General features: G+C 58.2%; 12 protein-coding genes. 11 read left to right on the top strand and 1 reads right to left on the bottom strand.

All coding sequences use genetic code 11. The annotated features are described in order from the left end of the window. The first annotated feature begins 318 nt into the window (after positions 1-318). The 3 genes from V8Z65_RS02925 to V8Z65_RS02915 all read left to right on the top strand — a co-directional run bounded on the left by V8Z65_RS02925 (position 319) and on the right by V8Z65_RS02915 (position 2,563). Complete coding sequence (locus tag V8Z65_RS02925; RefSeq protein WP_338722414.1) at positions 319-543, top strand: AlpA family phage regulatory protein; 225 nt, start codon at positions 319-321, stop codon at positions 541-543. A gap of 89 nt (positions 544-632) precedes the next feature. After that, the gene (locus V8Z65_RS02920) at positions 633-1,592 is read left to right on the top strand and encodes a DNA-primase RepB domain-containing protein (protein WP_338722413.1); all 960 of its coding nucleotides are present in this window, start codon (positions 633-635) and stop codon (positions 1,590-1,592) included. Continuing rightward, the gene (locus V8Z65_RS02915) at positions 1,589-2,563 is read left to right on the top strand and encodes an AAA family ATPase (protein WP_338722412.1); all 975 of its coding nucleotides are present in this window, start codon (positions 1,589-1,591) and stop codon (positions 2,561-2,563) included. Before V8Z65_RS02920 ends, V8Z65_RS02915 begins: the two co-directional genes overlap by 4 nt. Before the next feature lie 451 nt (positions 2,564-3,014). Here the strand turns inward: V8Z65_RS02915 and V8Z65_RS02910 are convergent, their stop codons facing one another. Further along, positions 3,015-3,344: a hypothetical protein gene (locus tag V8Z65_RS02910; RefSeq protein ID WP_338722411.1), complete on the bottom strand. Its 330-nt coding sequence runs from the start codon at positions 3,342-3,344 to the stop codon at positions 3,015-3,017. 106 nt (positions 3,345-3,450) lie between these two features. Between V8Z65_RS02910 and V8Z65_RS02905 the strand changes: the two genes are divergently transcribed. The 8 genes from V8Z65_RS02905 to V8Z65_RS02870 all read left to right on the top strand — a co-directional run bounded on the left by V8Z65_RS02905 (position 3,451) and on the right by V8Z65_RS02870 (position 13,124). Continuing rightward, positions 3,451-3,654, top strand: coding sequence for a helix-turn-helix transcriptional regulator (locus tag V8Z65_RS02905; protein WP_338722409.1), 204 nt, complete (start codon positions 3,451-3,453; stop codon positions 3,652-3,654). A gap of 75 nt (positions 3,655-3,729) precedes the next feature. Further along, positions 3,730-3,942 (top strand): hypothetical protein, encoded by a 213-nt coding sequence (locus V8Z65_RS02900; protein ID WP_338722408.1) that lies wholly within the window; start codon positions 3,730-3,732, stop codon positions 3,940-3,942. A 141-nt stretch (positions 3,943-4,083) separates the two neighbouring features. Next, complete coding sequence (locus V8Z65_RS02895) at positions 4,084-5,670, top strand: class I SAM-dependent DNA methyltransferase (protein WP_338722407.1); 1,587 nt, start codon at positions 4,084-4,086, stop codon at positions 5,668-5,670. Beyond that, positions 5,670-6,941, top strand: coding sequence for a restriction endonuclease subunit S (locus V8Z65_RS02890; protein ID WP_338722405.1), 1,272 nt, complete (start codon positions 5,670-5,672; stop codon positions 6,939-6,941). Before V8Z65_RS02895 ends, V8Z65_RS02890 begins: the two co-directional genes overlap by 1 nt. Continuing rightward, the gene (locus V8Z65_RS02885) at positions 6,941-7,804 is read left to right on the top strand and encodes a DUF6615 family protein (protein WP_338722403.1); all 864 of its coding nucleotides are present in this window, start codon (positions 6,941-6,943) and stop codon (positions 7,802-7,804) included. The genes V8Z65_RS02890 and V8Z65_RS02885 overlap by 1 nt, the downstream gene beginning before the upstream one ends. Continuing rightward, a complete protein-coding gene (locus V8Z65_RS02880) occupies positions 7,797-9,035 on the top strand; it encodes an FRG domain-containing protein (protein ID WP_338722402.1) in 1,239 nt (412 codons plus the stop codon). Before V8Z65_RS02885 ends, V8Z65_RS02880 begins: the two co-directional genes overlap by 8 nt. After that, on the top strand, positions 9,028-9,993 hold the full coding sequence (locus V8Z65_RS02875; protein WP_338722401.1) for a restriction endonuclease: 966 nt from the start codon (positions 9,028-9,030) through the stop codon (positions 9,991-9,993). Before V8Z65_RS02880 ends, V8Z65_RS02875 begins: the two co-directional genes overlap by 8 nt. Beyond that, entirely contained in the window at positions 9,990-13,124 is a 3,135-nt protein-coding gene (locus tag V8Z65_RS02870) for a type I restriction endonuclease subunit R (RefSeq protein WP_338722399.1), read from the top strand. Before V8Z65_RS02875 ends, V8Z65_RS02870 begins: the two co-directional genes overlap by 4 nt. The last annotated feature ends 15 nt before the right edge of the window (positions 13,125-13,139 follow it).

The raw sequence follows: 13,139 nt of genomic DNA, 5'->3' as shown, positions 1-13,139 counted from the left end.
AGCAAACCGCTGCTTCGATTGGCTCGTCAAAATGTTTGAGGACCCTAGCCGCGAAATCCCGAGGGCGGAAGCGCTTCGGCGGATGGCGAAGGAAGACATTCCTCACCTGTCTGATCACGCCTTTAAGGCGGCGCGCAAACGCGCCATTGAGAAAACGGGTCGACAGGATTTAGCCAAGCCCGGGCGACGCCGAAATCCAATCAGTGAGTGAACTGATTTCCTTCCAATTTTTTCCGCTGCTGGCATCCGCTAACCTCCTATTGCTAGCGGCTTAAACGGAATGCGCATTCCTTCACCCCTCTGATGAAGGAACTGAGGATGAACATCACGATGAGAAGGCCGGTCCTCGCCTCGCGCGCGGACCTAAAGCGCCTCGGCATCTCGGTCAGCAACAGCACGCTCTTGCGCTGGGAAGCGCGAGGTCGGTTCCCACGTCGCATTAGGATGGCGGGCACCAGCGTCGCATGGCTGCTGAGCGAAGTCGAAGACTGGGTCACCGCGCGGGCCGCCGAACGCGAGCACACCCACTACGCCGACTTCTGACCTGACGACCACACCACCCCACAACCGCATCGGCTCTGTAACGCGCTTTCGCGCGCATGACGCCGTGCGCCGACCCGAAAGCCAAGACAATGAAAACGCAACACAAGAAGAGAACCGAATTTCCGGCACTGAATGCCGAAGGCGCTTCTGAGCGCGCCGTGCTGCAAGACCAGTACGATTTCCTCTGTGACCTCTGGTACGGACCGGCGATGCCCGGCCCTGTCCTATTCGGAAATCTTTGCTTCCGCCAGAAGGGAACCACGAAGATGATCGACAAGTTCGTCATGCTGCAGGGAGCAATCAAAATTCCCGTGCTCCTGAAGCGGTACGACCGACACAACTACGATCAGTACTTCAGCCCCAATGTTTACACGCGGCCTAGCCGGAAACTGAGCGGCGTGCACATGACCAGCCTCGGGTGGTGCGACGTGGACGAGGCGGACCCTTTCGCCTTTGATCCACCCCCCTCGCTCGTGTGGCAGACATCGCCCGGTCGCACTCAAGCGCTCTGGTTCTGGGACCGCCCGCATTTGCCGGCGCTGGCGTCTGCCTATTCAAAGGCACTGGCATATCGGCATGGCGGCGACAAGGGCGGGAGCGCAGCGAACAAGCTCCTGCGTCTTCCCGGTTCGTTCAACCATAAACCGGGCTACGGAAAACCGTTCATTCCGCTGGTGCATTTCGACCCGCGCCCGCTCACGGCGCGCCCTCGCTTGCTCTCCGATCAAGATGGAAGCTACAGGGCCGAACCCTTGGTTCTGGACATGAGACCCAATGCGCATGACCGTCTCGCCGTCTTAAAAAAATACCGGTCCAAACTCGACACATCGACGCGCCACCTGATCCGGCACGATACGGTGCAGGCACCCGATCGGTCCAACCGCATCTTCGCTATGGTGGCGGGGTTGCACGAGGCGGGGGCGACACTTGACGAGATCGCCAGTGTGGTCTGGGGCAGCCCGTACTTCCGCGACAAGTATGGCGAGGACAGGAATGCGCTCGAGACCGAGGTGTCGCGCATCATCGCGAAGGTGGAGGGCCCACAATGAGCGGTGGCGACACCTTCGTTACGCTGTCGAGCGTCAAGCGGCGCAAGGTTCAATGGCTCTGGCGACCATACATTCCATTCGGAATGCTGACGATCCTCGAAGGCGACCCTGGTCTAGGCAAGTCGTTCCTCTCAATGTACCTCGCCGCAGTCGTCTCGACCGGTGGCAAGCTACCGGATGGGCAGAAGGTGGCGAGGGGCAATGTCCTCTATATCAGTGCCGAGGATGACCCGTCCTATACGACCGGTCCGCGCATCGATGCACTGGGTGGCGATTCCGAGCGAATACGGGTCTTGAATGGGCGCATCGCATTCGACGACGAGGGGCTAGAGACCCTTCGCGCCGAACTTGACGCGCACGAGCCGGAAGTCATCATCATCGACCCTTGGGTGTCCTTCGTGCCCGCCGATGCGCGGATCAAGGACTCTAACGCCGTTCGTGCCCTAATCGACAGGATCGAGTCCGTCGCCAAGGATTACGGCTGCGCGGTCATCCTGATCCGCCACCTGACCAAGATGAAGCACGACAACGCGCTATATCAGGGTGGCGGCACTATCGACATGATCGCGGCCGCTCGGTCGGCGCTCAGAATCGGCAAGCACCCGGAGCGGGAAGACCACAGGGTGATGGCGCACCTGAAACACAATGTCGGTCCCCGTGGACCGACCTGGGTCTACGAACTCACGCTCGGCGAGTCGGAGGACGATATTCCGCGCTTGCGTTTCATTGGAACGGATGACATCTCGGTCGATGACCTGAATGCCGGTCCTGATAGCGCTCGCCCGAGGGACGCCGCCGAGGAGTTCCTGAGGCGCGAGCTTCGCGACGGTCCGCGCAAGGCGAACGAGATGAAGGCGCTTGCCGACGAACTTGGAATAAGCGAGCGCACGCTGGATCGCGCCCGGTCGCGCATTGGTGTCAAATCCGTCCAGAAGAAGTCGGGGTGGGTGTGGTCTCTCCCGTCAGGCTGACTGGGCTGTCAGTGCGCCAGAATGCCAGTTCGCCATGACGACAAGTGGCGATCTGGCAGGGCGCCGCCGCGCGTTGTGACATCGTGGCGTTCTGGCGTCCTGAGACCGACACGCGGACTATTGATCGGCCTGTCGGACGCAGCGTCACCGCTAATTACCCAATCCAATCAACGTGTCCACTCTCGCACCCATCAGCGACCGCACGTCTTGGGTGAGATTTTGGGTGTCGCTGCTGGGATTTTGGGTGCCTCGGAGCGTCCTTCGCGCTCCACTCGGTCCCTCGTGCCCTCAGGATCATCGACATCGATGACGCGCCTCAACGAGCCAGCACCGCGCGGTTGATCGCGCACCGGTACACACCCTCGGCACATGGCGCTGCCGACGCTGCTGGCTCATTGTTACGCTGCCGCGCGCGCGTTTGTCCGTGTAGAGCGCCGGTTGGTTGCAGGTCCTATTCCCACTCGCCGGCGTGATAGCGCCGCCACAACTCGCGCCTGACCCGACGCCACTTGCCCTGCTCGTAGGTATCCGACCTGTACCACTGCTCTTCCTCATAGCCGCGTGCCCAGTCTTCGGCATCCGGCCCATGCCGGGCAATCAGGTCGTCAACGATGGCGTTGATCTTCGCCTTAGGGATCGAAAGCGGCTTTAGGCGAAACTCCCAAGCGTGCCAAAGCCCAACCGCCAGTATCATGGCGATGAAGACCACAAGTGGAAGGTAGTCGATAAAGAACTGCCCCATAGCGTCCGCTCCAACAGCGATGCGAACACGATAACCCAAAATGGGATAATTCTAAAATCGGATTAGCTCTCGGCGCACACTATTGGGGTGATGCGTGCCAAGGTCGATCCACTCAGACGAATACCGGAAGCTGACCGCGATCCTCTTGGATGCGCGCAATGCCGCTGAACTGACGCAGCAGGAAGTTGCCGACCGGCTGCGCAAGCCCCAATCCTACATCGCCAAGGTCGAGCGCAACGAGCGCCGCATTGACGTTGTTGAGTTCATCTCACTGGCAAAGGCCCTCGGCGTCGATCCCGCACGCCTGTTCGCCGCCGTCTTGACCGGCATCGATAAACTCCAGAGATGATCTGGGATTTTCCCTGACACGCCCTTTGTGGTCGTCTTATTGGATAGATCGTCTTGAAACCCAAGGAGACGATCAATGACCGACAAGACCCCCGAAATCGTGACGCTCAAGCAGCTCTGCGCCGAACTGCAGCTCGACCCGCGCGAAGCCCGCGAACGCCTGCGCGCCGCTGTGCGCGATGCCCAGAAACACCCGGAGCTCGCCAAGATGCACAAGCTCCGCACACCGTGGAGTTGGGTCAAGGGTTCAGGAGGCGAAAAAGAGGCCCGAGTGGTCGTGAAGGGGTAACATGCTCCCGCTGAAGGGAGAGGCACGGTAGCACCGAGCCTCTCGAAGCCGCGCGCCAACAAACGACAAATCGCAAAAATCCTTGAGCAAGACCGCCTTATCGTGGAGGTTGCCCCACATTAGTAGTGTGGGGGATTCGACTTGGCCAATTCCGATAGCGAGCTCAATTTTGAAGCGGACCTGTTCAAAGCCGCTGACAAGCTCAGGGGCAATTTGGAACCCTCCGAGTATAAGCACGTCGCGCTCGGTCTCATCTTCCTGAAATACATCTCTGAGGCCTTCGAAGCACAACGTAAGAAGCTTGAGCAGGAAGAGTTCGCGGACCCGGAAGACCCCGAAGAATACACCGCCGCGCGCGTATTCTGGGTGCCTGAGATTGCCCGCTGGTCCTACCTGAGGGACAACGCCCGTGCTCGCGATCTTGAGATCACCGATCCTCTCACTGGGAACAGCAAGAAGGTCGACATCGGCGGGCTAATCGACGCCGCCATGGAGGCCATCGAGAAAGCCAACGCGACCACGCTCAAGGGCGTCCTGCCGAAGGATTATGGCCGCCCGGCGCTCGACAAGACCATGATCGGCGACCTTGTGGTGCTCTTCTCCGACGTCACCATGCACACAGAGGGCGAGAAATCGCGCGATCTTCTGGGTCGGGCCTACGAGTATTTCCTCTCGGGTTTTGCCGGAGCCGAAGGACGACGGGGGGGCGAGTTCTTCACCCCCCGCTCGGTCGTGCGCGTCATGGTCGAGATGCTGGAACCATATCGTGGCCGCGTCTACGACCCTTGCTGCGGCTCGGGCGGCATGTTCGTGCAGTCGGAAAAGTTCATCGAAGACCATTCCGACCAGCGCCACGTCGAAGAGGCCAAGCGGCAAATCTCGATCTACGGTCAGGAGCGCAACCACACCACGTGGAAGCTCTGCAAGATGAACCTGGCCGTCCGCGGGATTGACGCGGATATCCGCTGGAACAACGAAGGTTCGTTCATCCGCGACGAGTTCTCAAATACCTATTTTGACTACATCCTCGCCAATCCGCCCTTCAACGTATCGGACTGGTGGCGGGAAAGCCTAGCCGAGGATATCCGGTGGGAGGCATTCGGCACACCCCCTCAGGGCAACGCCAACTATGCCTGGCTGTCGCATATCTACCACCACCTCGCCCCGCGCGGCACGGCGGGGGTGGTGCTGGCCAATGGCTCCATGTCCTCGCAGCAATCGGGCGAGGGTGAGATGCGTAAGAGGATGGTGGAACAGGACGCGGTAGACTGCATGGTCGCGCTACCCGGCCAGCTTTTCTATTCCACGCAAATCCCCGCATGCTTGTGGTTTCTGGCCAAAGACAAGAGCGCGAACGGCCATCGCGACCGGCGCAGCGAATTCCTGTTCATCGACGCGCGCAAACTGGGCGTGATGGTCGACCGCACGCGGCGCGAGTTCACGTCCGAGGACATCGCCAAGATCGCGGACACCTATCACAGCTGGCGTAACAAGGATGGCGGATATGTGGACGTCCCGGGATTTTGCAAATCGGCAAACAAGGAAGAGGTGGCCAAGCACGGCTACGTGCTGACGCCGGGCCGCTATGTCGGGGCCGGGGACGCCGAGGATGACGGCGTGCCGTTTGAGGAGCGGATTGCGGGGCTGAGGACGCAACTAGACGACTTGTTCCTGCAGTCCCGCGAAATGGAAGACAGCATCAAGAGCAAGCTTGCAGGTCTTCATTGATGTCTACGCTTTCCGAAAACATCGGCGGACGCAAACGACTCGTTGGAGGGCCGTTTGGCTCCAAGCTCGTCCAATCTGACTATCAGGAAACGGGCGTTCCCGTAATCCGCGGCGGTAACATGGAATTTCTCAATCGATGGATTGGCGGAGAGTTTGCATATGTGAGTGAGGAAAAGGTTGATCGTGACCTGTCGGCCAATCTTGCTCAACCCGGCGACATTATCGTCACTCAAAGAGGAACACTGGGGCAAGTCTCGATTGTGCCGCCTTATCTTCCGCACAGGAAGTACGTGATATCCCAAAGCCAGATGGCCATCAGCGTAGACACGCAACGTGCCGATCCAAGTTTTGTGTACTATTTCTTGCGGTCACCTGACTTTTTGCAATACGTCGAGAACTCAGCCATCAAGACAGGCGTCCCGCACATAAACCTCGGGCTTTTACGTGATACACCCGTTCAATGGCCAGATTTGGAGGCTCAGCAGCAAGTCGCAGCCGTCCTCTCCGCCCTCGACGACAAGATCGAGTTGAACCAGCGGATGAATGAGACGCTGGAGGCTTTGGCGCAGGCGATCTTCAAGGATTGGTTCGTCGCCTTTGGCCCCACCCGCCGCAAGATGGAGGGCGCAACTGACCCCGTCGCCATCCTTGGTGGCCTAATCCCCGAGCCCGCAAAAGCCGCCCCCCTCGCCGCCCTTTTCCCCGCCCGCTTCTGTGAGGACGGTCTGCCAGAGGGGTGGGAACGGCTACCACTAGAAAAGACTATCGTCCTGCAACGTGGATTTGATCTCCCCAAAACAGATAGGACCGACGGGCTCTTTCCTGTGATTGCTGCCAGTGGTCTAAACGGCACTCACAATGAATTCAAGGTCAAGGGACCGGGAGTATGCACCGGACGAAGTGGCGTTCTTGGGGGTGTGTTCTTTGTGAAAAGAGATTTTTGGCCTCTTAACACGTCACTCTGGGTAAAAGAGTATCCAAATGCTACGCCCCTTTATGCTTTTTATTTGCTGAAAACTTTGGACCTGCTTTCCCTAAACGCTGGGTCAGCAGTCCCGACACTTAACCGAAATCACGTCCACAAACTGCAGGTTCCTACGCCCAGAATTGCAGTAGTTTTAGAGTTCGAAAAACTAGCATCCACTCTCTACGATAGGATCGATACGAGCGAGGTCGAGAACCACACCCTCGCCGAAACACGCGACTACATTTTGCCCAAGTTGATGTCCGGCGTTGTACGCGTGCGGGAAGCAGAAAAGGCGGTACCTTGATGCTGCGCTACCCAAACTGGTGCCGATCATTTGCGGATGAATCGCGCGAAGTCTGGAGCGATATGAGCGATGCGCTCCGCCTCGGCATTTCGCGCCAGGAGGAAACAACAACAGAGAACCTGCTTCTTAGTCTTGCTCGTAAACACGATGGGCGCGGACTTAAGATTCAGACATTTACACGGTCTGAAGAGGCCTCAAACGGTGCGGACTGGGCATTTTGGTTCGCCAGCAAGTCTCGGTTGGGCATTGAGCTACGGGTGCAGGCAAAGCGGCTGTTTTCACATAGCGGCCGCTATGAATCGCTTTTTCATCAAAGTCCCTCCCAACAGAAAGCCGCAAAGGCCCGAGGTGGCGAGACCCCAAACCAGTGTGAAGCGCTGATTTCCAATCGCGGAAATGCCATTCCTGTCTATGTTTTCTACAACTCGAATGCACTGTCGTTAACCGCTGGCCAAGTTGCGCTTGCTGCGTGCTCGCCTCTTAGCGTTTTTGTTGATGAAGCGGTCTGGGGGATCAGTGTCGCAAGTGCCTTCGCCGTGAGGTCAGCGGACTGGGGCAAAAAAGACCGGCCCCATGATTTCCTGAATGTCCCGTGGCACTTGCTGCTCTGTAGTTGCTATTGGCCGGATCGATCAATCGATGCATCCTTGCCCGCACTGATTGGCAATGGGTTACGTCATCTCTTCGGCGATCACGCTTTTGACGACGAACGGGATATCAACTTCGAGCCTCACGAAAATCAACCTGATTGGGTTGGCCTTTTACGCGAACGCGAAGCGGCTCGTGAAACCCTTACTGACTTCATGCGCGAGGCCAACCTCAAGGGCGTTGCTGTGTTCTCCGAAAGGCCGATCGATGAGTGACGGAACCAAGCCGTCCGCAAATGCCTACTACAAACAGCTGCCGCTCTGGCCTGACTTCGAGTTCCAGAACAACGATATCGATGGCCGGGTGCCTGTCTGCCATGTCGAGGACTGGCAGAGCTTTGAACGCCTGATCGAAAGCGAGCACGAACACCTCGGCGCAGGTGAGCGCATCTATCGCGGCCAGCGCCGCTTTGATTGGCAGATCGCCGCGACTTTGACCCGCGAATTCGGCGGCGGCGCCATTCCGACCGACGTATCGCGGCGAATGCTGAACCGTTTCCAGCTTGCAATGCGCGGGCGCGGCACAGATATGAACGGAAACGACCAGAACGAAGTCTGGGCCTTCGGCCAGCATTTCGGCCTCGCGACCCCACTTCTCGACTGGACCGAATCCCCTTTCGTCGCTCTGTTCTTTGCCTTCGCTCAGGAGGACGATCCAGCCGAGAAAGCGAACGAAAGCCGTGCGGTTTTCACGCTCAACCGCGGCCTGATCGAGGACTTGTTGCCGGACCTGTTCTTTGAGCCCGCGCTGGGGGAAAATGCGCGGCTCGTGAACCAGGCGGGGCTGTTCACTGTCACCCCATCGGGCGACGACAACCTCGTCTCCGCCATCATCGATGCGGTGATCGACAGCGGCGCGGTGGACCCGGACGACCCGAAGCAAATCGCGCGCTACATCTACAAGGTGCATATCCCCAATCAGGGACGCCTTGCCTGCTTGTCGATGCTGCGACGCATGAACATCCATCACGCGAACCTCTTCCCTGACCCGTCTGGCGCTTCGGAATACTGTAACGATTGGCTCCGACGCGAGATTGCCGAAGCGCGACGGGAAGAGGCCGCCAAGAAGACGCTTGAGGCGAAGGCGACTATGTCCCAGCCAGTCGATCATGGCCCGCCACTCTCCGTGGTCGGCGCGCCGGACTCGGTAGAGGAAATCATCAAGGCGTTGACCGTCGAAGAGGACGGTATTTCCGGAACCACTATCACTGAATGGGCTGGCCGCGTTGCAAAGACCTACGAGGAATTTGCCTCACTCGATTGGCCGTTGCGTGAAAGCGGCAGAACTGAAGTAACGGTTCGCATCCGCCGCCTAATGAACGCGCTTGGCTTCCCAGAATTGAGACGCGAAGCTGCCGTGAGCGCCATAGTCAACTTCTACGCCCAGGAATATCGCGCCCAGCATGGGCTGACTGAACCACAAGCGGAGGGAGGGCAAGATGCCTAACGTGTGGTGTGTCCGTGCCGAGTTTGGAAAATACGCGCAGGCGTTCCTCAAAGGCGGCTACGCCGCCATAGGCTGGATAGAGGACAACAGCCTTGCCAATTGCAAAAGCCGCGATGACATCCAGCTTCTCTACCGCGCGACCTACCCTCACGAAACCAGCAATATCGTGATCGGCCAACAAGTCGGCCAGATCGCCCGCTTCCTTATCGAAATCCAGCCGGGGGATATCGTCATCACCCCCGACGGCAATACCGAACTTCTGCATCATGGTATTGTCGAGGAAGGCTATCGCTTCGAGCCGAACGATCCCGCTTGCCCCTACATGCACCGTCGCAACATCAAGTGGCAGCCTGAACCCTTGCTGCGTTCCGGACTTTCCGTGCCGCTTCAAAACACGATGCGCTCATCGCTGACTGTGTTCTCCGTTTCCCAGGTTGAAGAGATTTTGCGCCTGGTTGGACGTGAGAAGGAAATACCGCCGACCAAGGCCAAGCCCTATGACCCCACAAATGCGGTGCTCGAACAGGTGCTTAAACTGGACGACAAGGAGTTCGAGATTCTTGTCGGACACCTTCTGACGGCACTTGGATTTGAGGGTTCGGAGGTTGTCGGTAAGACTGGCGACGGCGGGGTCGATGCGACCGGCGAATTGAACGTCTCGAATCTCGCCAAGATCAGGATTTTCGTACAGGCAAAGCGCTACAAGCTGGGTACCAAGATCAGCGCCAATACGGTGAAGTCTCTCAGAACCGCCATTCCCTTTGGCGGGCAAGGGGCATTCATCACCACCGCCGACTTTCAGCGTTCAGCCTTCGATGTCGCCTTGGAGAACGGGTTCCCCCGGATCGGCCTGATCAATGGTGAGCAACTCGTCGATCTACTCGTTGAGCACTGGGATGACATCCCCAGCGAGTTCCAGGATCAACTGTCCCTCAAGCGAGGCCTGGTTCTGTCATGACGAGCTTCTCAGAAGACACCGTCGAACTGGCCGGCATCGAGACGCTCAAGTCCCTTGGCTGGCTCTATCTACATGGCAGTGTGATCGCACCAGACGGCGCGTCGCCGCAGCGCCCGTCCTATGCCGACGCCTTTCTGGTGAAGCGACTGGAAGCTTGGGTGGAACAGATCAATCCGCACATTCCCGAAGAGGTACGGTCAGAAGCGATCCGACAGGTTCTGGTAAGCCAGACGAATGACGCCGTAGAGGAAAACCGGCGCATCCATTCGCTGATCACCGAAGGGGTGACCGTCGAATACCGAGCAGGCGACCGGATCGTCGGCGAAAAGGTCTGGTTGATCGACTTCGAAAATGTGGACGCCAACGATTGGCTGGTCGTCAACCAGTTCACCCTGATCGAGGGGCGCAGGAACCGTCGCCTGGACCTTGTTCTGTTCGTCAACGGCCTGCCTTTGGCGGTTCTCGAACTAAAGAACCCTGGCAATGAGAACGCGACCCTTACGGCCGCATTCAATCAGATCGAAACCTACAAAAGAGACATCCCCTCCCTGTTTCGCACCAATGCCGTTCTTGCGACCTCGGACGGGATCAAGGCGCGTATCGGTTCTGTGACCGCATCCGAAGAACGTTTCATGCCGTGGCGCACGGTGGACGGCAACGACTACGCGCCGCCTGGCACCCCGGAACTGGACACTCTATTGCAGGGTGTATTCGAGCGCAGTCGGTTCCTGAAACTCATCCGAGATTTCACAGTCTTTGGAGATCGCGGCGACGGCCCGTTCAAGATCATCGCGGGCTACCACCAGTTCCACGGTGCACAGAAGGCGGTAAAGGAAGCGATTGACGCCTCACGCCCGGACGGAGACCGCAAGATCGGTGTGATCTGGCACACGCAGGGCTCCGGCAAGAGCTTCCTCATGGCGTTCTTCGCTGGTCTTGCCGTTCGTTCTGTCGAGCTGCAAAACCCCACACTGGTCATCCTGACGGACCGGAACGATCTCGACGATCAGCTCTTCGGGACGTTCAACCTGTGCCGTGACCTGATCCGCCAGAAGCCGGAACAGGCCGAGAACCGCGACGACCTGAAGCGGCTTTTGGAACGGTCAGCCGGTGGGGTGATCTTCACAACTGTTCAAAAATTCCTCCCAGCAGGTTCAGAAGAGAGCTTTCCGCTCCTCACCGACAGACGAAACGTCATCGTGATTGCCGACGAAGCTCATCGCACCCAATACGGCCTGGACGCGAAGCTCGACGCGAAGACGGGTATCAGGCGCTATGGCTACGCGCACTACATCCGCCAGGCCCTGCCGAATGCGTCGTTCATCGGATTTACGGGCACACCTGTAGAAGGCGCGGATCGCAATACGCCAGCGATTTTCGGCGACTACATCGATGTCTATGACATCTCCCGTGCCGTCGAAGATGGGGCTACCGTCCCGATCTATTACGAGAGCCGCTTGGCACGCATCGAACTGGACGAAGACGAGAAACCCAAGATCGATGCCGAAGTGGAAGCGCTGGTTGAAGATGACAACCTGACTGAAGCCGAAAAATTCAAAGCCAAGTGGGCGACGGTCGAAGCCCTGGTGGGCGCAAGAAAACGGCTCAGCCTTGTAGCAGCTGATCTTGTCCAGCACTTTGAAGCCCGGCTGAAGGCTTTGGACGGCAAAGCCATGGCCGTTTGCATGAGCCGTCGCATTTGCGTCGAACTATACGATGAAATCATCAAGCTGAGACCAGAGTGGCATTCCGAAGATGACGCCGCTGGTGCCGTAAAAATCGTCATGACGGGCGCCGCATCCGACCCCTTGAATTGGCAGCAGCACATTGGCAACAAGCGTCGGCGCGACCTGATTGCCAAGCGCGCCCGCGATCCCAACGATCCGCTCAAATTGGTGATCGTCCGCGACATGTGGCTGACGGGCTTTGACGCGCCATCCATGAACACGATGTATGTCGACAAGCCGATGCGGGGTCACGGTCTGATGCAGGCCATTGCCCGCGTCAACCGCGTGTTTCGCGACAAGCCGGGCGGACTGATCGTCGATTACATTGGCATTCTTCAGAATCTGAAGAGCGCACTCAAGGACTATAGCCCGAACGACCAAAGCAAGACTGGCATCCCGGAGGGCGAAGCTGAAGCCGTCATGCAAGAGGCTTTCCAGCGGGTAAGAGCTGTCTTTCATGGGCACGACTACCAGGCCGGCTTGACGGGAGCCCCGCAGAACCGCCTAAAAGCTCTGGCAGGCGCCATTGATTGGGTGCTTAAGTGGCAGGAGCAGCAGGCCGGAAAGGCAGCAACCGATGAAAGCCGAAAGCAGGCGCATCGTGCTTACCAAGATTTGGTTCTATCTCTGACCAAGGCTTACGCTCTAGCATCCGCTAGTGATGAGGCGGCGGCGATCCGCGACGAGGTTGGCTTCTTCCAAACCGTCAGGGCGGCAATAGCGAAGTCCACCGCCACAGGAGCGATCTCGCAAACAGACCGCACGTTCGCAGTTCAGCAGCTTATCGACAGAGCGGTTGCCTCAACAGAAATCATTGATGTTCTCCATGCAGCAGGGATTGAAAGCCCCGATATCTCAATTCTGTCAGATGAATTTCTCGCTGAGCTACAGGGCATGGAGCAAAAAAACCTTGCCCTAGAAGCATTGCGAAAGCTGCTGAACGGCGAAATTCGCAGCCGACTCCAATCAAACGTTGTTGAAAGCCGCACCTTTTCCAAACGATTGGAAGAAGCGGTCGCACGGTACCATTCCAACGCTATTTCAGCTGTGGAGATGATCAACGAGCTAATCGCCCTCGCCAAGGACCTGCAAGCAGCAAGAAAGCGCGGCGAAGATCAAGGGTTGTCGGGCGAGGAAATCGCCTTCTACGACGCACTGGCACAGAATGAGAGTGCCATTGAAGTGCTTGGAAACGACACGCTTCGCCTGATTGCCCATGAGCTCCTTGAGCAGCTGAGACAAAACGCAACGGTCGATTGGCATAAGAGGGAAAGCGCGCGCGCCAGAATGCGGGTGCTCGTCAAGCGCATCCTAAAGAAGTACGGCTACCCACCCGATCTCGCAGAGGACGCCGTGAAGCTTGTCCTGGAACAGGCAGAGGCGCTTCTGCGGCAGTTTGGCTGACAAGTGATTGCAGAG

Source organism: Devosia sp. XK-2 (assembly GCF_037113415.1).
Classification (GTDB): domain Bacteria; phylum Pseudomonadota; class Alphaproteobacteria; order Rhizobiales; family Devosiaceae; genus Devosia.
The sequence above is the reverse complement of the archived record's forward strand: the minus strand, read 5'-3'. Positions and strand labels throughout refer to the sequence as shown.

What these genes read in the sequence shown, in the direction of transcription:
- V8Z65_RS02925 (WP_338722414.1), top strand. Translation starts at nt 319, where the DNA reads ATGAACATCACGATGAGAAGGCCGGTCCTCGCCTCGCGCGCGGACCTA.
- V8Z65_RS02920 (WP_338722413.1), top strand. Translation starts at nt 633, where the DNA reads ATGAAAACGCAACACAAGAAGAGAACCGAATTTCCGGCACTGAATGCC.
- V8Z65_RS02915 (WP_338722412.1), top strand. Translation starts at nt 1,589, where the DNA reads ATGAGCGGTGGCGACACCTTCGTTACGCTGTCGAGCGTCAAGCGGCGC.
- V8Z65_RS02900 (WP_338722408.1), top strand. Translation starts at nt 3,730, where the DNA reads ATGACCGACAAGACCCCCGAAATCGTGACGCTCAAGCAGCTCTGCGCC.
- V8Z65_RS02890 (WP_338722405.1), top strand. Translation starts at nt 5,670, where the DNA reads ATGTCTACGCTTTCCGAAAACATCGGCGGACGCAAACGACTCGTTGGA.
- V8Z65_RS02885 (WP_338722403.1), top strand. Translation starts at nt 6,941, where the DNA reads ATGCTGCGCTACCCAAACTGGTGCCGATCATTTGCGGATGAATCGCGC.
- V8Z65_RS02880 (WP_338722402.1), top strand. Translation starts at nt 7,797, where the DNA reads ATGAGTGACGGAACCAAGCCGTCCGCAAATGCCTACTACAAACAGCTG.
- V8Z65_RS02875 (WP_338722401.1), top strand. Translation starts at nt 9,028, where the DNA reads ATGCCTAACGTGTGGTGTGTCCGTGCCGAGTTTGGAAAATACGCGCAG.
- V8Z65_RS02870 (WP_338722399.1), top strand. Translation starts at nt 9,990, where the DNA reads ATGACGAGCTTCTCAGAAGACACCGTCGAACTGGCCGGCATCGAGACG.